A 21,325-nucleotide genomic window follows, 5' to 3' on the forward strand; every position below is an offset into this window, starting at 1 on the left:
AGCGTGGTCGGCACCGGCGAAGACTGGATCACCGACCTGTCCACCGACCAGCTGCGCGAGCTGTTCCGGCTCGGCCCCGGGGCGGTGAGCTGACATGGGCGACGCCGGATCCGGCGACAGGTCACTGAACGAGCGGACCTTCGAGGAGCGAACTTCTGAGGAGCGAACCTCCGAGGAGCGGAGCTTCGACGGACGAACCTTCGACGAGCGGATCGGAGACTTCTACTCCCCCGCCGTCTCGCTGAACCGCCTGCGGCCCCGGCACGACGCCACCGGAGCCCCCTCCGATCTGCTGCTGCGGGCCCTTGAGCCGCCCGCGGTCAAGGTGCGGCACATCCCGCTGGCCGACCTGCTCAGGAAGCCCTATCGGGAGCTGGGCGGCGACTGAGGCGGCGGCGAACGAGGGGCGACGGGCCGGAGGCGGCAAAACTCGTTTTGGAAGGCACTCGAGCCCCTTCCGTCCCTCGATTTCCGCTGATTTCCGACTTTTTTCCCACCACCGAACCTCGCGATCCGGTCTGCACATCTTCCAGACCCGCGTAGCATCATCGGGCATGGGGCAGCCGAAAACGTCTACACGCCGCCCGCGGCACACCGCGAAAGCGGCGGTGGCCGCGGCGCTCGCCGTCATGTCCTCGGGCTGCGGCATGGCGAACGGCATGGCCTCGACGGAACGGTTGCAGCTGGAGCCGATCAGCGTCTCCAGCCCCCGGGTCAGAGACGGCGGCCCCCTGCCGTCCGACTACTCATGCAAGGGTTCGGCCGGTAACCCACCACTCCGCTGGTCTCGTGTGCCGGAGGGGACGAAGTCCGTCGCGATCGTGGTGGACAACAACTCCCGGACAGGTGGCGAGGTCAATTGGGTCGTTTTCGACATCGATCCGCGCACCAACGAGCTACCGGAGGGTAGCGTTCCGGTGGGAGCCGTGGAAGGAAGCACGACGAGCGGCAAGGTGGGCTATAGCCCTCCGTGCGGCGCCCAGGAGAACTATCGTTTCACTGTCTACGCGCTCGGCGGCAAGGTCGATCTTCGCAAGGGAGCTCTCCTTGACAAGACCTTGAAGAGCATCGCGGACAAGACGATCGCCTGGGGACGGCTCACCGCGGCGCACATCGAGTGACTGGCCAAACACCGGAGGTAGTAATGGTTACCAATTCTTCACTTAGGGTGTGACAACGCTCATAGTGGTCCGACACAATCAGATCCAATGTCCAAGCGCAGGTGATGCATGGGGGCAGGTCGCGTCGATGGCCGCGCGATCTCACCGGCGCCGCTGTAAGGCCATGGCCTTGAGGGTGGTGCAATGATCGCGGTCGTAGTAAGCCTGGTCGCCGTCGTGCTCCTCGTGCTCGTCGTCGTGGCACTGGGAATGCGGTCGATGAACCGCAGGGAGAGCGCACTCCCCGCGGAGCGTCTGCGGGAGATGGCGGAGAAGGAGGCGCTGACTCCGACCATGTCCAGCGACGACTTCGCCACCAGAGAACCGAAGATGAACCATTTCACCCCCGACCTGACCCCGTTCGACGAGCCCAAGCCTCCGCGCCAGCCGCGGCCGCCGAGCTCCAGGGGCAAGCGTGGCCTGAACGAGTTCGGCCAGGTGGACGACTACGACGACGACTACTGGACGCGACTCCAGGCTGACGAGGGCGGTTTCGGAGGGTCCTTGGCAGCTCGGATGGGCGCGAGCCGTCCCGTCGAGCAGAACGACCGGGCCGACGCCGACGCGGTGACGGTGCAGGCTCCGCTGCCGACCAGGCCCCAGCCGTCCCGCAACACCCCGCAGCGGCCCACGGCCCCACCGGCCAGGCCCGCTCCCGAACCGGCCATCGCCTCCGCCTCGCTGCCCTCCGGTCTCTCCGACCTGGTCGCCCCGGTCCAGCCGAACCCGGCTCCCACGGCCGCCTCGCTGGCCGAGCAGAAGACCGTGACCTTCGCGGCTCCCACTCCCGGCGCCTTCGGCGAGTCCCGCCCCTCCCGGGCGAGTTCCCGGCGCGGCGGCAACAGGGCGCCCTCGCAGCCCGCGGCCCAGCCCTCCCAGGGCAACGGCGGCTCACCCAGGCCCGCCCAGGGCGGCCCGGCCCGGCCCGACCCGCTGAACGACCCGCTCGGCGGCTCCTACAACCGCCGTGGCGCGGGCTCCGCGGCGAACGGCGCGGGCTCCCGGCCCAGCCCGGCGAACGGCAACGGCACCCCCGGCGCCCGCCCCGGCCCGACCGGCGGCCGTCCCGGTGCCGGTGCCCCGATGCCGCCCATGGGCCCCACGACCAGCGGCGGCTTCCCCGCCGCCACCGACCCGCTCGCCGCCTCCTACCGCAACCCGCCGCAGCCGCCCAAGACCGGCAACGTGGCGGACAACCCGTGGGCCCAGGCCACGAGTCCCTCGTCGGGGGGCTGGCCGGCGGCGAACACCGCCGACATCCTCGACGACCCCGCCCCGTCCTACTCCTCGTACCAGACGCCGGTCTACAGCGCTCCGCCCGCCGGCTCGTACGAGGTCAGCTCGGGCTGGGCGACCATCGAAGACGACGCGATCACCGGTCCGAGCCCGGCGGTCTCCACCTCGACCGGTCCCTCCCGGACCTTCCCCCCCACTCCGGACCGTCCGGTGGCCCCGCGGGGCGGGGCGGCGACGGGCGGATACGGCTACGAGCCCCGGCAGGCCAGCCCTGCCAGCCCGGCCGCGTGGCCGGAGCCCGGCACTCCCAACGGGAGTGACGCGGCGAGCTGGCCGAGCTACGGCGAGCTCTACGGCACGGCACCGGCCCCGGAGGCCGCGGCCACCGGCACCGAGGCACGAGACCGGGCCGGGTCGCGAGGCAACCACCACCGGTCCCAGGAGCCCGACTACCCCGACTATTACCGCTGATTCTTTCCGTCCTCCGTAAAAGCCTCGGGTAAACGCCCGAGTGGCGAGGGGCAGCACCGTAGGGTCTGCCCCATGGAGACGGACACGAAGAGCGACGGTGTTCTGACAGCGGGTGGCCTCGCCCCCGTGCTGCGGCATGATCTGCCCGCCTCCCTGGTGGTCTTCCTGGTGGCGGTGCCCCTCTCGCTGGGCATCGCGGTCGCCTCGGGAGCGCCACTGGCGGCGGGCCTCATCGCCGGCGTGGTGGGCGGCGTGGTGGGGGGCCTGATGGGCGGCTCCGTCGTCCAGGTGAGCGGACCGGCGGCGGGGCTCTCCCTGGTGGTGGCCGACCTCGTGGTGACGTACGGCTGGCGGGCCACCTGCATGATCACTTTGCTCGCGGGCGCCCTGCAGCTGCTGCTGGGCGTCTGCCGGGTCGCCCGCGCGGCGCTGGCGGTCTCCCCCGCCGTGGTCCACGGCATGCTGGCCGGGGTGGGCGTGGTGATCGCCCTCGCCCAGCTGCACGTGGTGCTGGGCGGGAGCCCGCAGCGCTCCGCGATCGAGAACCTGATCGAGCTGCCCGAGCAGATCATCCACAACCACACGCACGCGGTCTTCGTCGGCCTGCTGACCATCGCGATCCTGATCGCCTGGACGCGCCTGCCGCAGCAGCTGCGGACCCTCCCCGCACCGCTGGCGGCCCTGCTCGCCTCCTCCGTGACCGCCTGGGCGCTCGGCTGGGAGGTCACCAGGATCGACCTGTCGGCCAGCCTCGACTCCTGGGCCGGCCCCGTCTGGCCCAAGGGCGACTGGCACGGGATCATCGCGTCGGTGCTGCTCGTGGCCCTGCTGGCCGGGGTGGAGTCGCTGCTCTGCTCGGTGGCCGTCGACAAGCTGCACGACGGCAGGCGCTCGGACCTCGACAGGGAGCTCACCGGCCAGGGCGTGGCCAACATGGTGACCGGCGCGCTGGGCGGGCTGCCCGTGGCCGGGGTCATCGTCCGCAGCACCACCAACGTCCGCGCGGGGGCCCGCAGCCGCTGGTCCACGGTCCTGCACGGGGTCTGGATCCTGCTGTTCGCGGTCGGGCTGGGGTGGATGATCGCGCTGATCCCGATGGAGGCGCTGGCCGCGCTGCTGGTCTTCATCGGCGTGCAGATGGTCAACATGGGGCATCTGCGCAACCTGCGTGGCCACAGCGAGGTCCCGGTGTACGTCGTCACGATGGCCGGGGTGGTGCTGCTCGGCCTCGCCGAGGGTGTGCTGGTCGGTCTCGGCCTCGCCGCGCTGTTCGCGTTGCGCCGCCTCACCCGGGTGACCGTGCGGGCCATGGCCGAGCCCGACGGCCGCTGGCACGTGGTGATCGCCGGCTCGCTGACCTTCCTGGGGGTGCCCACGCTCACCTCGGAGCTGCGGGCCATTCCCGCGGGGGCCGCGGTCGACCTCGACCTGAACATCGACTTCATGGACAACGCGGCCTTCGAGGCCATCCACGACTGGCGGAACGAGCACGAGCGCGGCGGCGGGACCGTGGACATCGACGAGATCCACGACGAGTGGTACTCCATGGCGGCCAGCGGGGTCCGGATGTTTCCCGCCAAGACCCCGCCCCGTGCTCCCGACCGGTGGTGGCTGCCCTGGTCCCACCGGCGCAACGGGCAGCGGACGGGCCGTCAGCCGCTGGTCGCCGCCCGGCTCGCGCCCCGCGACGACAGCCCCGCCGTGCCCGACCTGCTGGCCGGGGCCCGGGAGTTCCACCGGCGTACGGCGCCGCTGGTCCGCCCCCTCCTGCACGACATGGCCCGCGGGCAGGAGCCCTCGCATCTCTTCATCACCTGCGCCGACTCCCGCATCGTGCCGAACCTGATCACCGCCAGCGGCCCCGGCGACCTGTTCACCGTCCGCAACATCGGCAACCTGGTGCCCCGGCTGGGGTCGGTGCCGGCGGACGACTCGGTGGCGGCGGCGATCGAGTACGCGACGGGCACGCTCAACGTCCGGACCATCACGGTCTGCGGGCACTCGGGGTGCGGGGCGATGGCCGCGCTGCTCAGCGGGGGTGAGAAGGCGGCGGGCCTGCCCGCGTTCGGCCGCTGGCTGCGCCACGGCAACCACACCCTGGCGCGGTTCATCGCGGGCGAGAGCGCCGGTGAGGACGACGGGCCGCTGGACCGCCTCTGCCGGGTCAACGTGATCCAGCAGCTGGAGAACCTGCGGACCTATCCGCAGGTGGACCGGCTGTTCCGCGCCGGGCACCTGGAGCTGGTCGGCCTGTACTTCGACATCGGCACCGCCCGGGTGCACCTGCTGGAGCACCCTCCGATCGCGAGCCGTCCGCTCTGAAGCGATCCCGAGGAGGCCAGAATCCTCGCCGAGTGGGCATAGGGAGTTCCATGGAGATCCAGATCACTTTCGACGCCCACGATCCGCCGTCGCTCGCCGCCTTCTGGGCGAAGGCCCTCGGTTACCGCCTCCAGCCGCCCCCCGAGGGGTTCGGCAGCTGGGAGGCCTGGGAGGACTCCCAGGGCATCCCCGAGGAGCAGCGCTCCAACTGGTCGGCCATCGTGGATCCGGCCGAGGGGCGCCCCCGCGTCTACTTCGCGCGCGTGCCCGAGGGCAAGACCGCCAAGAACCGCGTCCACCTGGACCTCAACGTGGGCGGCCCGGTCGGCACGCCGCTGGAGGAGCGCCGCAAGCTCGTGGAGGCGGAGGTGGGGCGGCTCGCCGCCCTGGGCGCGGTCGAGGTCCGCACGGCGGAGGAGAACGGCGAGTACTGGACCGTCATGACCGATCCGGAGGGCAACGAGTTCTGCCTGCAGTAAGCATGCATTTCTACGCATACATCCTGTTGGCGGACGCCTAGATTCATGGCTGTCCGGCTCCGTCCCCCGAATGCCGGACGGCGGTCCACGCTCCCAGGGCCGGAGGTGGAGGGCGGCCGATTCCGCCCTCCACCCGCCCGGACCCCGTGCCCGGGCCGATTCACGGGTCCCCATCCCGGCGCGGGCACGGGTCTCCGTCCCGGCGCGGGTCACGGGCCCGGCGCGGGTCACGGACGAGCGCGGTGTCGAACGAGATCGTCGCGGCCCATTCGATGGACGACGTGGGGCGGTGCCCGGACTTCCGTTCCGCCGCCGGAGAGTGGGGAGGACCGGCCCGTCACGCGCGGCGGGTGTGGGCCATCGTCCAGTTGGTCTCCCAGGTCTTCTCCCCGTCGGCGGAGAAGGCCTGCTCCCACAGGGCCGATACCGGCGTGATCTCCGACCACACGAACCGCATCCGGATGGGCGTGCCCTCGTGGAAGTCGTCGCCGTAGAAGACGCCCTTCCCGTCGGTGAACGTGCCGAAGACGGGCGCCTGGAGAGTGCCGGACTCGCTGTTGACCCAGTAGATCGCCCACCGCTCGCGCTGGGTGTCGAAGATCCGCAGCGTCGCCCCCCTGAACCCCTTCGTGGGGAAGACGATCTCGTCGAAGATGCCGGCCCCCTCGAAGAAGCCGTGACAGACCGCCACGCTGGGGAACTCCTCCCACTCGTCGCTCCCGCTCAGGCGGTTGACGAGCCTGCGGTTGACCACGTCCCAGCTGCCGTGCAGGAAGTCGAAATCGCTGTTCATACCGGGAGTGTAGGCCCGTACCACTGACATCCACCGTCAGTTGGAGCTCAGAATTCCTGGCCGTGACAGGCGTTGCGCGGCGCCTGCGGGGGCGTTGCGCGACACTCGTATGAGGGGTACCGTCACGGCCCCCGGGACCCGTGCGCTTTCCCGCCCGATTCCGGACGGGGCATCGGGCGGCAACGCGCCACGGGGAGGTTCGACATGTGCGGGGGCATATAACTCAGGGCACTACGCATACGGCACGGAGGTCGGCGATGGCTGAGTGGCACGCGTTACGGGAAGCGCTGATCTCGCAGGTGAGCGCGCGGGGAATCAGCGAGGTCGTGGTCGACGCGATGCGAACGGTACCGCGCCACGTGTTCCTGCCGGAGCTCGCGGCGGAGGCCGTCTACCAGGACGACGCGATCGTGACCAAGCGCGACGCCGACGGCTATCCGATCAGCTCCTCCTCCCAGCCTGCGATCATGGCACTGATGCTCGACCAGCTCGGCGTGGAGCCGGGGCAGCGGGTGCTGGAGATCGGGACGGGCACGGGCTACAACGCCGCCCTGCTCGCCCACCTGGCGGGACCGGAGGGCCTGGTCGTGAGCGTCGACATCGACCCCGACCTGATGACGCCGGCCGGGGAGCACCTGGCGGTCGCGGGCCACCCGGAGGTGAGGCTGGTGTGCGGCGACGGCTCCGAGGGGTTCCCTCCCGAGGCGCCCTACGACCGGGTGATCGCCACCGTCGGGGTGTGGGATCTCGCCCCGGCGTGGCTGGAGCAGCTCGCGCCCGGCGGGCGTCTCGTCGCCCCGCTGGACCTGCGCGGGGTGCAGCGCTCGGTGGCGATGGAGCGGGACAACGGGCACTGGACGAGCCGCTCGGTGCTGCCCTGCGGGTTCATGCGGATGCGCGGGCCCTTCGCGGGCCCAGAGACGACCCTGGTGCTGGACCGGGAGTCCGATCTGACGATCTCGCTGCCCGAGGCGAGCGAGATCGGTGACGTGCTGGGGGCGCTCGACGGGCCCGTGGTCGAGCTGTCCACCGAGATCAGCGTCGGCCTCTCCCAGCTCCTCGACGGGTTGAGCCTGTGGCTGGCGGTGCACGAGCCCCGCTGGTGCACGATCTCGGAGGCGCGGCCCGGCTGGCTGGCCTCACCCCCGCTCGACATGACGGGGTTCAGGATGGCCGTCGGCATCGTCGAGCGCGACAGCCTCTGCCTGCTGGAGCCGTCACCGGACGGGACCCTGATCGCGCGCGGCCACGGACCGGACAGGATACGGCTGGCGCGCGAGATGGTCGCCCACATCCAGGCGTGGGACATGGCGGACAGGCCCATGACGACGGGGCTGCGCATCGACGCCTACCGGGGTGACCCGCCCGACGGCGGGCTGCTCATCCGCAAGCGCCACACCACGCTCGCCCTGTCCTGGAAAGACCTCTGACTGAGACTTTTCTCGATACTTGGCCCCTTTTCAGGGAAGATGGCCCGCGCTCATGGCCGGGATCCAGCAGCGCTGCGACTCCCGGTCATAGATCGCGGTTCCCAGGTCACTCGCGTCTCGTGATCTTCCTGACGTAGAGGCGGGGCACGCTCACCACGGGCCCCGTCGGTTACGTTCCCGTTTGATACCTGGTCAGGCAGTGGTGAAGGAGATCCACACGTCCGGGGGAACGTCGGGCCGGTTCGGCACCGGCTGGCGTTCCCCCGTCCACGCGTCACCAGCGATCTCGGTGGCGACGCGCCGCCAGAATGCGACGGCCAGCAACAACCCGGCCGAGCCGTTCGGCCCGCACGTACTACGACACACCTTCGGCACTCAGCTCGTGCGCGCGGGCAAATCCTCCAGCAATCTCGGCGTGGTTCACGGTGCAGACCCGGGTCCTGCACGGCTATCTGCGCTGGCGCAACGCAGGCGCCCGCCACCCCCTGGCCGCCCAACGCCGAGAACGCGCCCGCGTCCGCAGCGAAAAGGGCATCCGCTTCGGCGGACGCCCCCTTCCACTCACCGCGTGATCACCCAACCCGGCGTATGTGGGCGGCGGCCAGGATGAGATACGCGCTGGCCGTCCAGGTGTAGGCGCGATCACGGAGCCCCGTCCCGGTGCGGGCGTCGAAGTTCTCCGCGAATCCCGACTTCTCGCACAGGGCGCGGAACCGGGCGCTGACCTCGTCGGCGAGGACGGTCTGGCCGGCCCGGCGGAGGCCGTCCTCGATCAGGACTGTCGAAGGGGCCCAGATCGGGCCGCGCCAGTAGCCGTCGTCCTGGTAGTGCGGTGAGGTCGGCAGTTCGGTGGCGAGTCCGTATTCGGTCAGGTGGGTTTTGATCCTGGAGGCCAGAGCCGTCTGGACGTGCTGGGGCAGCTCCTCGCCCAGCACGATCGGCATGAGGTCGAGCAGGCTGCTGCTGGTCCAGGTCTCCTCCGAACTCGCGCTCCGGGTGGCGAACCGGTCGTCGCGCCACAGTTGGGCGAGCATCGCCTCGCGCATCCGGTCGGCCGCCTGCGACCAGCGGGCCGCCTCGCCGGGCAGGGAGAGTTCGGTGGCCAGGCGGGCGAGCGTGCGCATCTGGAGGATCAGGAACGACGCCAGGTCGGCCGTCTCGACGACGCGTTCGGGCGCGAACGTGGTCGCGTTGTCCCATCCGCTGTCGTTGCCGTGCTGGTAGTGGGCCAGTTCGTGTCCGGGCACGCGCCGGGCGGTGAGCCAGAAGGTGGTCCACCGCTCAAGCAGGCGGTAGATGTCGGCTCGTTCCTCTCCTGGTGTTGGCGGGAGATGCCGCAGGACCCAGCCGTGGATGGGTGGCTTGACGAAGTTGTACAGGATCTCGGAGTGGGTGATCGAGTCGGGCAGCGCGCCGGTGGCCTCCTGGTGGTCGAAGGGCAGCCGGAACTGGTCCCAGGCCAGCGCGGGCAGCCCCTCGGCGAGGGCGATCGCGTTGAAGCAGTGGTCCCAGCTCCACACCTTGTCCATCCAGTGTTTGGACATCAGCACCGCCGGACGGGTGACGAACCCCGCCGTGCGTACGGTGGCCGACCACAGCACGTAGACGGCGAGTTCGGCGGCGGGTGTCCGGTCGTCCCGCCAGGGCGCCACGGTGTCGAGGTACTCCTCGTAGTCGCGCCGGGCTGCGCCGACCACCTGCTCGAAGCCGTACTCGCTCGTGTACGGGGGGCGGGCGGTCTCGAACTCCTCGATGGCGATCTCCCACGCGTCCCGGTCCCCGGTGACCACGACGCCCCGCTCGGTGGTGCCGAGCTCCTGCGCGCCCAGGTGTTCGGTGATCCGCCCGGCCAGGAGCGTGACGCGGTAGCGGCGCCCGGTCTGGTAGACGGTGAAGACCGCGGACCCGTCCCGGGGGTCCTGGAAGAAGTAGGGACCGCTGAATGGCGTCAGGACCGGGTCGGCGGCCAGCAGTCGCAGGTCGACTCCGCGTCCGCGCACCCGCACGGTGTCGGTGTTCTCGTAGGCGAGGTCGATCCGCCCGGGGGCGCAGTCCCAGGTGAGCTGGTGCGGGGTGGCGGTGACGACGCTGTCGGCGGTGGGGACCAGCCGCAGGATCGGGTGCATGCCGGTCTGGTGGGAGACCAGGTGGACGTCCTGGGCGTAGGTGTTCTCGCCGATGACCGGTGAGAAGCCGAACCAGGACCCGCGGAAGCTGAACGGGATTTCCTGCAGGGAGAACACCGGGCCTGTGGCGGCGGCGGTCATGAAGGGATGGTCCTTTCGTGTGGGAGGTTTCGGGTGGGAGGAGAGCCCGGTCAGTCCTTGACGGCGCCCGCGGTCACGCCGGCGGTGACGTAGCGCTGTGCGATGACGAGGAGAGCGACTGCGGGTATCGACGCGACGACGGCGGTGGCCATGATCGCGTTCCACTGCTGGTTGTTGTTGCCGATGTAGTGGTAGATGCCCAGGGTGATCGGCTGGTGGTCTCCTCCGCTGTCCAGCGTGCTGGCGAAGATGAAGTCCGACCACGCCCACAGGAACGCGAACAGCGACACCGTGATGATCGCGTTGCGGCTGACCGGCAGGACGATCGACCAGAAGGTCCGCACGGCTCCGGCGCCGTCCACCCGGGCGGCCTGGAGGAGTTCGTGCGGGATCCCGGACATGAACGTGGTGAGGATGAGCACCGCGAAGGGGACCGCGAGGGTGGAGTCGGCCACGATCAGCCCGGGGAGTGTGTTGAGCACACCGAGGTTGAGATACATGGCGTAGAAGCCCATCGCCATGATGATCCCGGGGATCATCTGGGCGATCAGCAGCACGAAGCTCAGCGCGCCACCGCCGCGCGGGCGCAGCTTGGCCAGCGAGTACGCCGCCGGGGCCGCGATTACCAAGGTCAGCAGCACCGTCCCCAGCCCGACCACCAGGCTGATGCCCAGGTAGGGAAGCTGCTGGTCGAGGACCGCGCGGTAGCCGTCCAGGGTGCCGTGTACGGGGAACCACGACGGCGGGCTCTTGCGCATGTCCCGGTCCCGGGTGAACGACACGTTGATCATCCAGTAGACCGGGAACAGCATCACGCCGGTCAGCGCGAGCCCGATCACGGTCTTCCACCAGCGGCGCGGGGTGCTCATGAGAGGTCCTGCCTTCGCTGGAGGCGGATGTAGAACAACCCGAAGACCAGCGCCATCGCGATCAGGATGTTGCCGACCGCGGCTCCCGGGCCGAAGGACGGCACCAGGTTCCCGAAACCCAGCCGGTAGGACCAGGTGGACAGGGTCGTGGAGGAGCCGCTCGGCCCGCCCTTGGTCATGATCCAGATGATGTCGAACACCTTCAGCGTGTAGACCAGCCCGAGCAGCAGCGTGATCGCCGAGACGGGGCGCAGCAGGGGGAAGGTCACACTCCAGAACCGCTGCCAGACCGACGCGCCGTCCAAGGCGGCGGCTTCGTAGACGGAAGGGCTGATCGACTGGAGGCCGGAGTAGAGGATCACCAGGTTGAACGGGACGCCGATCCAGATGTTGGCGGCGATCACCGACCACAGCGACCAGTCCGGCGAGGTCAGCCAGTTGACCGGGCCGACCCCGAACGCGCCGAGTACCGCGTTCACCACGCCGGAGTCGCTGTTGAGCATCCAGGCCCAGGTCGAGGACGACACGATCAGCGGGAGCAGCCACGGCACCAGGAACAGGGCGCGCAACGTCGCCGACAGCGGGAAGTTCCTGACGAAGAACAGGGCCAGGGCGAGTCCGACGGTGAACTGGAAGGCCAATGACACCACGGTGAACACCACGGTCTGCCACAGCGCGGGCCCGAACGTGGCGTCCTTGAGCACTTCGACGTGGTTGGCGAACCCGGTGAAGGGCGCGTCACCCTGGACGAACGAGCGCACCGTGTAGTCGCGCAGGCTCAGCTCCACGTTGCGGAACAGTGGGTAGGCGTAGAACACCAGTAGATAGACGATGATCGGTACCAGGAAGCCCCATGCCACCCACCGATCCGACCCCCGTCGGGCCGCTTTCCGGTGGCCCGATCCGTTCGGGATGGGGCCACCGTTGGCAGGAGCCGGGCGCCGGGTGGGTGCCTGGGTGATTCGACTCATGATCCGGGCCTACTGGATCGCGCTTGCCGCCGCGGTTTGCGCATCGGTCATCGCCTGCTCGGGGCGCTTGGCCCCGCTCAGTGCCGCCTGCACCGCGCCCCACATCGGCTCGGAGATCTTCGGATACTTGGTGCCGAGGTCGTCGCCGGTACGACCCTTGGCCGCCTTGACCGCCTCCACCCACACCGCGAGCTCGGGATTCTCGGTGCTCTGCCGGGTCTGGACCTGGTCGGTGGGCGCGATGTACGACAGCGCCGTCGCCGTGGCGAAGGAGTTGTCGGTACTGGTCAGGCACGTCACCAGCTTCTGGGAGGTGGCGTAGCGCGCCGTGTCCTGCTGGACGGGGACGCTGACGAACTCGCCGCCGGTGGGCGCCGCTGCGGTTCCGCCGTCCTTGGCCGGCACCGGGATGATGCCGTACTCGAAGCCGGCCTCCTTGGCGTTGGCCAGTTGCCAAGTGCCGTTCTCGGCGAAGGCGTACTCGCCGCTGGCGAACTCCTGCCAGCTGGTGGTCTGCGTGTTGTTGATGACCGAGTTCGGGGCGAGCCCCTTCTTCAGCCAGTCGGTCCACAGCGCCACCGCCGACACGCCCTGCGGCGAGTCGAGCTTGGTGAGCTGCGCGCCCGAACCCCAGAACCAGGGCAGGAACTGGAAGCTGCCCTCCTCGGTGCCGATGGCGGAGAACGTGATGCCCTTCTTGCCCGTCGCCGTGACCTTCTCCAGGGCTGCGGTCAGCGAGGCCCAGTCCTTGACGGAGGCGATGTCCACCCCCGCCTTGTCGAGCACCGCCTTGTTGTAGTAAAGCGCCAGGGTGTTGGCCCCGATCGGGACGCCGTAGGTGTTGCCGCCGCTCTGCCCGGCCGCGATGAGGTTGGGCGAGATCGCCGAGATGTCGAGCTTGTTCTCCGCGGTCGTGGTCAGCACGCCGGCCTCGGCGAGCGTCGACACCACCGGGTTGTCGACGATGAGTACGTCGGGGGCGTTGCCCTGCTGCGCGGCGAGCAGCGCCTTGCCGGTCAGGTCGGTGGTGTCGTAGCCCGTGCGTTCGATCGTCACACCGGCCTGGGTGCCGCAGGTGTCCAGCAGCTTCACCCAGTCGGAGGTCTTGTCGTACTGCGGATAAGGGTCCCAGATGGTGTATGTTCCGCCGCCCGCCGCCTGGCTGGGGGCCGCCGCAGTGCCCGCAGCGCCCTCGGTGGAGGAGGTGGTCGAACAGCCGACCAGGCAACTGGCGGCCAGGAGAGCCAGGCCCGCGCCGAGCGTGCGCCTGCTCAATCCTGCTGATCTCGGTGCCGACATGGATCCGGCCGTCCTTTCGGGGGCAGGTGATGTGGGTATGGGGAAGTTCGTTGATCGCACGGTGCCGGCCTCCGTTGACCGGCGTCACACGCCTGTTTCCGCTCGATGTCGAACCGATTGTTCGAATCGGTTCGACTGAACCTAAGGCGATGTCATATGCACGTCAATGGGTCATTCGGGATCTCCTCGCCCGGAAAGCCATTCTTCCTGGTCAGGTCGTGACTCCTCTAGGCGAACCGATTCCATCTACTATGGGGAGGCGTCGTAGCCAAGTCCGCTGAGGAGTGCCGGTGAACATCGGAGAGATCGCCAAGCGGTCGGGCGTATCCCGCAGCACGGTGTCGTACGCGTTGAGCGGCAAACGGCCGGTGGCGGAGGTGACCCGGCGGCGCATCCAGGCGGTCGTCGACGAGCTCGGCTACCGCCCCAACGCCGCGGCCAGAGCGCTCAAAGAGGGCAGGACACGCACCATCGGACTGGTCATCCCCCCGGCCAGCCAGCGCCTCACCGACGTCCAGCTGGGCTTCGTGGCCAGCGTGGTCGACGCCGCCGCACGCGCCGACCTCGACGTGCTGCTCTCGCCGTCCGGCGGGGAACACGACCGCTCGTTCGAGCGCGTGGCCACCGGTGCCCGCGTCGACGGGGTCATCCTCATGGAGATCCGGCTGGAGGACGACCGGGTCACCCGCCTGGCGGAGGTCGGGCTGCCGTTCGTCGGCATCGGCCACACCAGCCGGCCTGACGAGATGACCTGGGTGGACATCGACTACGAGACGTTGATAGCCCGCTGTGTACGCCATCTGGCCGACCTGGGCCATCGTCACATCGCCCTGATCAACCGCTCGGCCGAACTGGTCGCCGCCGGGTACGGCCCCGGCCATCGGGCGCAGCTCGGCTTCACCCGCGCCATCGCCGAGCGCGGCCTGGAGGGCGTGCAGGTCTGCTGTGCCGACGACGCCCAGGCTGGACGGGCCTGCGTCGAGAAGCTGCTGGTCACACACCCCGAGCTGACCGCCATCGCCACCCTCAACGAGGCCGCCATGCCCGGCATGCACCGCGCGCTGGCGCACGCCCATCTCGCGGTGCCCGGCGATTTCTCGCTCACCGGGGTCGCCGCCCGGCGCTGGGCGGAGAACCTGCACCCGCCGCTCACCGCCGCCGACATCCTGGCCGACGAGCTGGGCGCGCACGCCGTCGAACTGCTCATCCAGCGCATCGCCGATCCCGGCCTCCCGCATCGCCAGATGCTCGCCGCCCCGCCGATCTCGCTACGCGAGTCGACCGGACCGGCGCGCCCCCGCGCCAGCCCCGCCTGAGCCACCAGCACCGCGCTGACCCGCAGGTCAGCACAGGTCAGGGCCGGGCCCTCCCACATGGCGCGGACGCGGCCCCACGATTACGCCGATACCTCCGGATCCCTTGACCCGGCGTTCACGCCTCAAGCAGCGGGTGGGAGGTCGCACCGAGCTCGGAACACGGTGACGACGCCCTCGGCGGCGATCTTCGCCGGGATGACCACGACCAGCTTCGACATCAGCCTGACGGCAGCCGACGTGATCTCGCCGACCGCCACCGCAGGCTCTTCCCCCATCGTCAATCGATGCGGCCCAGCCCTGGCAGCCGTTCGCCCGCGTCGCCCGTGCCGGTGCTGTCGGCCCACACCGTCAAGGCCTGCCGGTGGAGGTGCGCGCTCTCCAGCTCATCGAATCGATTCGCAAACAATGGGCCCGGCGGCGAGAAGGATCTCGCCGCTGGGCCCCTCACAGCCGTCGCCGCCGCGAAGGCCGGCGCGGCCAGGTCCGCATGGAGTCCAGACCTTCCGCGTGTCGGCGGGTTAGCTGCGCAGGCTCCATTTCTGGCTGCTCGTGCCGGTGCAGGACCACAGCTGCACCTTGGTTCCGTTTCCGGTCCCGAAGTTGCTCGCCTCCAGGCACTTACCGGACTGCACGCCGGTGATGGTGCCGTCGCCGTTGACGTTCCACTGCTGGTTGGTGCCGCCGTTGCAGTCCCAGATGACCACCTGGGTGCCGTTGGCGGTGCCCTGGCCGTAGGCGTCCAGGCACTTGTTGCCGTACACCTGCAGTTGCTTGGCGGAGGTGTGGGTGAAGCGCTGGTTGGTGCCGCTGCCGCAGTCCCAGAGGTTGAGCTGGGTGCCGTTGGCGGTGGTCGAGTTCGGCACGTCCAGGCACCGGCTGGACTGGCCGCCGACGATCTGGACGTTCTGCTGCGGGGTGCCGCCGCCCGCCGGGGCGTAGCCGGCGGCGGCGATGTTGGCCTGTACGGCGTTCTCGGTGGCCGCCGTCGGGTAGCCGGAGGTCAACACGCCCTCGTAGAAGGTGCCGCGGCCCGAGACGCTGTTGTCGCCGCCGATGCCGAGCAAGATGGCGCCTTCCTTCTTCATCGGGTGATATCCGTTGGGACGCCGCCCGTCGAAGTAGGTCGTCAGGCCGCCCGATTGGGCGTTGCCGCCCCGGATCGCCCAGTGGTTCGGCTCACCCTTGACGACGGCGGTGACGAAGCGGTGGTTGATGGGCGCGAGGTTGTTGTAGCCGGCGTTGACCCCGGAGAAGAGTCCCCACTCCAGGTCGGCCATGATCCAGGGACCGGCTCCGGCCCCGTAGCCCCACTGTTTGTTGGCGCCGAAGTAGACGGTCTCCATGATGGCGCGGTCGTCGGCCTGGCCATCGGTCTGCGCGTTGCCGTAGTCGAAGCAGCACCACTGGTTGTAGTGCGTGCCGTCGACGACGGCGTAGATGCCCTCGGGTTGGTCGCCGGTCGCCACACCGTTGGTGTTGTTGTTGCGGTAGCCGGTGCCGGGAGCGATGTAGACGCCGTAAGCCTTCTGGCCGCCGATGGTGATCGGGGCCGCCTTGGCGTCGGCGAGGTTGTCCCATCCGCCGGGGGCAGGGCCGGGCCAGAAGCCGGGCGGTGCCTGGGTGAGACGGTTGTTGCGGCCGGACTGGTCATAGAGGATCGTGATGACGCAGGTCGTGTTGGCGCAGAAGGAGTCCTGGGTGGCGGCGTTGACCACTCCGCCCGCGCTCAGCACGCCGATGTCGCGGGTGGTGTTGTCCGAGGAACGTCTGACCTGGTACAGCGGGCCGTTGTAGGCGCCGTACAGCGCACGGGTGGTGCTGTGCGCCGCCACGCACGGCGTGCCGCCCGAGGCGTAGATGTCACACGGGCCGGTGGTGGCGGCCTGAGCCGTACCGGCGCCGACCAGGCAGGCGGCGGCGATCAACGCGCTCGCACCGGCCGCGAGCGCCCTTCTCACGCTTGTTAGGGGCATGATGCCTCTCTTCTTGCCGGACCGCGTCCTTCGGATGTGCGGGTCGTCCTGCGACTTCCGAAGGCGCGGCTCATCGAAGAAACGGATTCCTTACAGGCTCTGGCGATCCTCGCCGGTCACCGGGTCAGCTCCTGGTCCATTTCTGGCTGCTCGTGCCGGTGCAGGACCACAGCTGCACCTTGGTTCCGTTTCCGGTCCCGAAGTTGCTCGCCTCCAGGCACTTACCGGACTGCACGCCGGTGATGGTGCCGTCGCCGTTGACGTTCCACTGCTGGTTGGTGCCGCCGTTGCAGTCCCAGATGATCACCTGGGTGCCGTTGGCGGTGCCTTGGCCGTTGGCGTCCAGGCACTTGTTGCCGTACACCTGCAGCTGCTTGGCGGAGGTCAGGGTCCACTGCTGGTTGTTGCCGGTGCCGCAGTCCCACAGCTGGAGCTGGGTGCCGTTGGTGGTGGTCGCGTTCGGCACGTCCAGGCACCGGCCGGCGTTGACGTTGCGCACCACCGACGTCGGCCCGTTGCCGGGGTCGGAGGAGGGCGGCAGCAGCGTGATGGTGTAGGAGTCATCGATGGCGGTGTGCGGCAGGTTGACCGTCGTGGCGTTGCCCGACAGGGTCACCACGGAGTTTTGGACGGTGACCGGAGCCGTGACGGCGCCTCCGCCGTTGTGGGGGATGCGCTCGGCGACGACCCGCACCTGGTTGTTCTGCACGATGCCGCTGGTGGCCTCCAGGCGCCGCAGGTTGACGGCGATGTTGCCGGTCGTGGTGCCGCCGCCGACCAGGATCTTGGCCGTCCCGGCCGCCTTGGTGGCGAACGCGTCGTATGAGGCGCTGGGGGTGACGGACACGATCTGGCCGCTCTGCGAGCCGTAGAAGCGGTAGGCCCACCATTCGCCCTTCGGCTGGTACTGGCCCGCCGAGTTGCGCACGAGCAGGTTGCCGAGGTCGTTGTGCAGGTTTCCGCCGCCCGCCCAGTTGGCGCGCAGGCCGTCGGCGCCGGCCCGCTCCAGGCGTGCGATGTACCAGGACCCGTCGGCGGGGTTTTGCTCGTTGGACGCCCCGTACTCGTTGATCTGGTAGGGCCGCGGGTGCGCGATGGCACGGGAGTTCAACGTGGTGTCGGCCGCCGCCACGTTGGCCACCGGGTCGCCGGGCAGGGAGTGCCAGCTGATGATGTCGGGCACCACGTTGTTGGCCTTGACGTAGTCCAGGTACTGGTTCCAGAAAGCGTGGCCGGTGGAGGGCACGCACGCGCAGCTCGGCCCGACGATGAGATGCGCCGGGAACGCGGCCCGGATGCGCTGGTAGGTGCGTCGCCACAGCTCGAAGTACTGGGAGTGGGGGCGGTTCCAGAACAACGTGATGTTGGGCTCGTTCCACAGGTCCCACTGCACCGGGGCGCCGGTGGCCTGCACGTCGTTGATCAGGCGGGTGAGGAAGTTGTCGTAGTCGGTCCAGTTGCCGTTGTCGCCGGGAAAGCGCGAGATCGGGTAGCCGTCGGCGCCCCACAGGTCGTGGACGAGCAAGATGAACTCCCCGCCCAGCGACCGGGTGCGCAGCAACTGGGCGCGGGTGGCGTTCCACCGGCGGTCGTACTTGCCCGACACCCAGCCGCCCGGGCTGTCGAGCTGTGCCCCTCCGGCCCGCATGTACCGGAACTTCACGTCGGTGAAGAACTGGTCGGGCGGGCCCGACGCGTTCTCAGTCATGCCGTAGATCCAGCCGGAGGCACGGTAGGTCGGAGTACCGCCGCCGGCGGAGAAGTCGACGGCGATGGCCTGGTCGGCGGCCTGGGCCGGCGTGGCGGACGTCACGACGGGGCCCGCGACGAGTGCGCCGGCGGCGAGGAAGGCGGCGATCGCGCGGCGGCTCCCGTGCCGCCTGCCGGGCGCGATGTCCGCGCCTGACTCCTCGGACGCGCAAGGGTGGGGTCGATGGGCTGGAAGCGATGGCGTGGAACGCCACAGTCGGGCTCGGCGGAGGATGTCGCCAACGTTCATCTCGGACTCTCCTCACTCGTGGGTGCTGGGTGCACAGGTGAGTGGAATGGCTTCGTGGGGGGAGGGGGCGCGAAACCCGGGATGTCCTCTATCGAATCGATTCGACCGCAGCCTAGATCTCGCTGTTAGTGATGTCAATAACGTGTGTTACGGAGGTAAACGCATGGTTTCAAACGCTGCCCGCTCCCGCCGAACGTCGGCCACCGGTCCCGCTACAGCCGCCCAGGTTCAGTCGCAGGCCGAGCATCATCTCGGCGACAATCGGGCATTTGCCCCGATTTGCCGGATTCCCTCTTAGGCATACCTAAGGATCCTGCTAAGCAGGCTTATCCATGAACACACAAGCTCGTTCGCTACATACGTTGATCTTTTCCTGCTCTCACCTGGACGTCCACCGCCGTCAAGAGCGACAATCGCATCACGGGCAACCCTCTCTTCCAGTTAGGAAGGTTTTAGGTAGCAAAAACCGTCGCCCTGACGCACGATAAGTATGAAACTTTCATCTCTCACATGAAGCTTGTGCCTGCCCGCAGTGCCTGCCCGCGAGACCTGCGCCAGGAAAGGCTCTCCACGTCTGCCTGTCGAAACGCCGGGACCGTCGCCGCTGTCGACCATTCATGATCATCGCCACCGGCACCAGCCATGGTTGACGCAGAAAGAGCCGCCTTGACAGCGGAAGACCGACTCCTACCCTGAGGTCCTCACGGGATCGAATCGATACGACCGCACACCGACAGGAGCCAGCGTGCCCCCCACCAAACTGTCGCGGTTACGCAATCGGGTCGCTCTGGCCGGAACCGCTCTGCTCACCGTGGCCCTCCTTACCCTCTCCCCGGTGACGGAGCCGGCCGAAGCCGCCCCCGCCGTCTACGAACCCACATGGGCGTCGGTGGATCAGCATCCGGCCTCTCCCGAATGGTTTCAGGACGCGAAGTTCGGCATCTACTGGCATTGGGGTGCCTTCGCGACGCCCGAGTACGGCACCGAGTGGTATCCGCGCACCCGGGCTCCAGCGAGAACAACCATCACAAGAGCGTCTACGATGACCCGTCGGCGTGGCCGTATCACAACTTCATCGACGGCGCGCGGAACAAGGCGGGCAACTGGGTGCAGTTCGCGCCCAAGCTGAAGTCGGCCGGCGGTAGCTTCGACCCCGACGAGTGGGCGCTGCTGGCCGCGGAGTCCGGTGCCAAGTTCGCCGAGCCGGTGGCCGAGCACCACGACGGCTTCTCCATGTGGGACAGCCAGGTCAACGAGTGGAACTCCGTCGACCGCGGCCCCAGGCTCGACCTGGTCGACCTGTTCGCCGACGCGGTCCGGGCCAAGGGCCTGAAGTACATGGTCTCGATGCATCACCTGTACAACTTCACCGGTTACTACGACCACGTGCCGTCCCAGCCCACCGCGTCGCTCAGGAAGTTGTACGGGCAGCTCAGCTCGGCCCAGGAGCAGCAGCTGTGGTACGACAAGCTGAAGGAGGTCGTCGACAAGTACCAGCCGGACATGATCTGGCAGGACGGGGGCCTCTACCTCGTCGAGGAGTCGAAGCGGCTGAACTTCCTGTCGTACTACTACAACCAGGCCAACGCATGGGGCAAGGAGGTCGTCGCCACCTACAAGGACGGCTTCAACACCAAGGGCGAGGTGTACGACTACGAACGCGGCGGTCCCGCCGGCATCCAGTCCCCCTACTGGCTGACCGACGACGCCGTGAGCAATCCGTCCTGGTCCTCCCCGACGATGACGTACTACAGCGCGGCCGCGCTGGTCCACTCGCTGATCGACAGGGTGAGCAAGAACGGCAACATGCTGCTGAACATCTCGCCCAGGGCCGAGGGGTCGATCCCGCAGACGCAGAAGGACCTGTTGAGCGCCATCGGCGCCTACCTGAAGCGCAACGGCGAGTCGATCTACTCCACCCGCGCCTGGACCACCTACGGCGAGGGCCCCACGAAAATGGGCGGCGGCAGTTTCGTCGAGCCGTGGGCCGGCACCGCGCAGGACGTCCGCTACACCCGGAGCAAGGACAACACCGTGCTGTACGCGACCGTGCTGGGCTGGCCGGGCTCGACCCTCAACCTCGCCTCACTGGCCGGCGGGCGGATGGATCTGTCCAATCTGAGCAAGGCCGAGCTGATCGGCAACACCGCCGGCACCTACACCAACCTGCCCACTCGCACCCAGGACGCCACCGGCCTGCACATCGGCATGCCGAGCCAGCCGTACTCGGCGCTGGCGTACGTGGTGAAGCTGACCTTCAACGGGCCGATGAAGACGCCTGCCGTCACGAGCGGCCCGTGGCGCAACGTCAACGCCGGTAGGTGCCTGGACGTCGCCAACGTCTCCCAGGCCAACGGCGCACAGGTGCAGCTGTGGGACTGCATCGCCGATCAGGTCAACCAGCAGTGGACACCGACCCCCGCCCAGGAGCTCAGGGTCTACGGCAACAAGTGCCTGGACGCCAGCAACCAGGGAACCGCCGACGGCACCCAGGTCGTCATCTGGGACTGCAACGGCGGGGCCAACCAGAAGTGGACCCTCAACGCCGACGGCAGCATCACCGGCGTGCAGTCCGGTAAATGCCTGGACGCCAACGCCGCCGGCACCGCCAACGGCACCAGGGCCATCCTGTGGACCTGCCACGGACGCAACAACCAGAAGTGGACGCGGACCTGACTCTGCGATAGGGCGCCATCCCCGGCCGCCCGCGCCGGTTGGACGAGAGCGGCGGGTCCAACCG

General features: G+C 69.0%; 16 protein-coding genes and 2 pseudogenes. 10 read left to right on the forward strand and 8 right to left on the reverse strand.

Annotation, left to right across the window (positions count from 1 at the left end; translation table 11 throughout):
* Nucleotides 1–94 precede the first annotated feature (94 nt).
* From ACSDR0_RS36845 to ACSDR0_RS36865, 5 genes are all read left to right on the forward strand, one after another.
* Nucleotides 95–388, forward strand: a complete 294-nt coding sequence (locus ACSDR0_RS36845; protein WP_435293579.1) for a hypothetical protein — start codon at nucleotides 95–97, stop codon at nucleotides 386–388.
* A gap of 166 nt (nucleotides 389–554) precedes the next feature.
* Complete coding sequence (locus ACSDR0_RS36850; protein ID WP_435293580.1) at nucleotides 555–1,121, forward strand: YbhB/YbcL family Raf kinase inhibitor-like protein; 567 nt, start codon at nucleotides 555–557, stop codon at nucleotides 1,119–1,121.
* A gap of 183 nt (nucleotides 1,122–1,304) precedes the next feature.
* On the forward strand, nucleotides 1,305–2,867 hold the full coding sequence (locus ACSDR0_RS36855) for a hypothetical protein (RefSeq protein ID WP_435293581.1): 1,563 nt from the start codon (nucleotides 1,305–1,307) through the stop codon (nucleotides 2,865–2,867).
* A gap of 72 nt (nucleotides 2,868–2,939) precedes the next feature.
* Complete coding sequence (locus ACSDR0_RS36860) at nucleotides 2,940–5,189, forward strand: SulP family inorganic anion transporter (RefSeq protein ID WP_435293582.1); 2,250 nt, start codon at nucleotides 2,940–2,942, stop codon at nucleotides 5,187–5,189.
* A gap of 50 nt (nucleotides 5,190–5,239) precedes the next feature.
* A complete protein-coding gene (locus tag ACSDR0_RS36865; protein WP_435293583.1) occupies nucleotides 5,240–5,668 on the forward strand; it encodes a VOC family protein in 429 nt (142 codons plus the stop codon).
* A gap of 337 nt (nucleotides 5,669–6,005) precedes the next feature.
* On the opposite strand, the gene ACSDR0_RS36870 is transcribed toward ACSDR0_RS36865, so the two are convergent.
* Nucleotides 6,006–6,461, reverse strand: coding sequence for a hypothetical protein (locus ACSDR0_RS36870; protein WP_435293584.1), 456 nt, complete (start codon nucleotides 6,459–6,461; stop codon nucleotides 6,006–6,008).
* A gap of 257 nt (nucleotides 6,462–6,718) precedes the next feature.
* On the opposite strand from ACSDR0_RS36870, the gene fxlM reads away from it, so the two are divergent.
* Nucleotides 6,719–7,891, forward strand: a complete 1,173-nt coding sequence (gene fxlM, locus ACSDR0_RS36875; RefSeq protein WP_435293585.1) for a methyltransferase, FxLD system — start codon at nucleotides 6,719–6,721, stop codon at nucleotides 7,889–7,891.
* A gap of 422 nt (nucleotides 7,892–8,313) precedes the next feature.
* Nucleotides 8,314–8,463, forward strand: a pseudogene (locus ACSDR0_RS36880) (IS630 family transposase); the annotation flags it as partial.
* On the opposite strand, the gene ACSDR0_RS36885 reads toward ACSDR0_RS36880, so the two are convergent.
* The 4 genes from ACSDR0_RS36885 to ACSDR0_RS36900 form a co-directional block, all read right to left on the reverse strand.
* Nucleotides 8,464–10,158, reverse strand: coding sequence for an amylo-alpha-1,6-glucosidase (locus tag ACSDR0_RS36885; protein ID WP_435293586.1), 1,695 nt, complete (start codon nucleotides 10,156–10,158; stop codon nucleotides 8,464–8,466). It lies immediately after the preceding pseudogene.
* Between the two features lie 50 nt (nucleotides 10,159–10,208).
* Nucleotides 10,209–11,027, reverse strand: a complete 819-nt coding sequence (locus ACSDR0_RS36890) for a carbohydrate ABC transporter permease (RefSeq protein WP_435293587.1) — start codon at nucleotides 11,025–11,027, stop codon at nucleotides 10,209–10,211.
* The gene (locus ACSDR0_RS36895; protein ID WP_435293588.1) at nucleotides 11,024–11,887 is read right to left on the reverse strand and encodes a carbohydrate ABC transporter permease; all 864 of its coding nucleotides are present in this window, start codon (nucleotides 11,885–11,887) and stop codon (nucleotides 11,024–11,026) included. The genes ACSDR0_RS36890 and ACSDR0_RS36895 overlap by 4 nt, the downstream gene beginning before the upstream one ends.
* Nucleotides 11,888–12,007: 120 nt before the next feature.
* Nucleotides 12,008–13,273 carry a sugar ABC transporter substrate-binding protein gene (locus tag ACSDR0_RS36900; RefSeq protein ID WP_435293589.1) on the reverse strand — a complete coding sequence of 422 codons (1,266 nt, stop codon included), beginning with the start codon at nucleotides 13,271–13,273 and terminating at the stop codon, nucleotides 12,008–12,010.
* Between the two features lie 314 nt (nucleotides 13,274–13,587).
* On the opposite strand from ACSDR0_RS36900, the gene ACSDR0_RS36905 reads away from it, so the two are divergent.
* The gene (locus ACSDR0_RS36905) at nucleotides 13,588–14,613 is read left to right on the forward strand and encodes a LacI family DNA-binding transcriptional regulator (protein WP_435293590.1); all 1,026 of its coding nucleotides are present in this window, start codon (nucleotides 13,588–13,590) and stop codon (nucleotides 14,611–14,613) included.
* A gap of 122 nt (nucleotides 14,614–14,735) precedes the next feature.
* Here the strand turns inward: ACSDR0_RS36905 and ACSDR0_RS36910 are convergent, their stop codons facing one another.
* The 3 genes from ACSDR0_RS36910 to ACSDR0_RS36920 all read right to left on the reverse strand — a co-directional run bounded on the left by ACSDR0_RS36910 (nucleotide 14,736) and on the right by ACSDR0_RS36920 (nucleotide 18,585).
* A complete protein-coding gene (locus tag ACSDR0_RS36910; protein WP_435293591.1) occupies nucleotides 14,736–14,888 on the reverse strand; it encodes a hypothetical protein in 153 nt (50 codons plus the stop codon).
* Between the two features lie 243 nt (nucleotides 14,889–15,131).
* Complete coding sequence (locus ACSDR0_RS36915) at nucleotides 15,132–16,586, reverse strand: arabinofuranosidase catalytic domain-containing protein (RefSeq protein ID WP_435293592.1); 1,455 nt, start codon at nucleotides 16,584–16,586, stop codon at nucleotides 15,132–15,134.
* 124 nt (nucleotides 16,587–16,710) lie between these two features.
* On the reverse strand, nucleotides 16,711–18,585 hold the full coding sequence (locus ACSDR0_RS36920) for a ricin-type beta-trefoil lectin domain protein (RefSeq protein WP_435293593.1): 1,875 nt from the start codon (nucleotides 18,583–18,585) through the stop codon (nucleotides 16,711–16,713).
* A gap of 889 nt (nucleotides 18,586–19,474) precedes the next feature.
* On the opposite strand from ACSDR0_RS36920, the pseudogene ACSDR0_RS36925 reads away from it, so the two are divergent.
* Both ACSDR0_RS36925 and ACSDR0_RS36930 read left to right on the forward strand, forming a co-directional pair.
* A pseudogene (locus tag ACSDR0_RS36925) lies at nucleotides 19,475–20,430 on the forward strand (alpha-L-fucosidase); the annotation flags it as partial.
* Nucleotides 20,431–20,853: 423 nt separating this feature from the next.
* Nucleotides 20,854–21,261, forward strand: coding sequence for an RICIN domain-containing protein (locus ACSDR0_RS36930; protein ID WP_435293625.1), 408 nt, complete (start codon nucleotides 20,854–20,856; stop codon nucleotides 21,259–21,261).
* Nucleotides 21,262–21,325 lie beyond the last annotated feature (64 nt).

This window comes from Streptosporangium sp. G11, from assembly GCF_051192615.1.
GTDB lineage: Bacteria > Actinomycetota > Actinomycetes > Streptosporangiales > Streptosporangiaceae > Streptosporangium.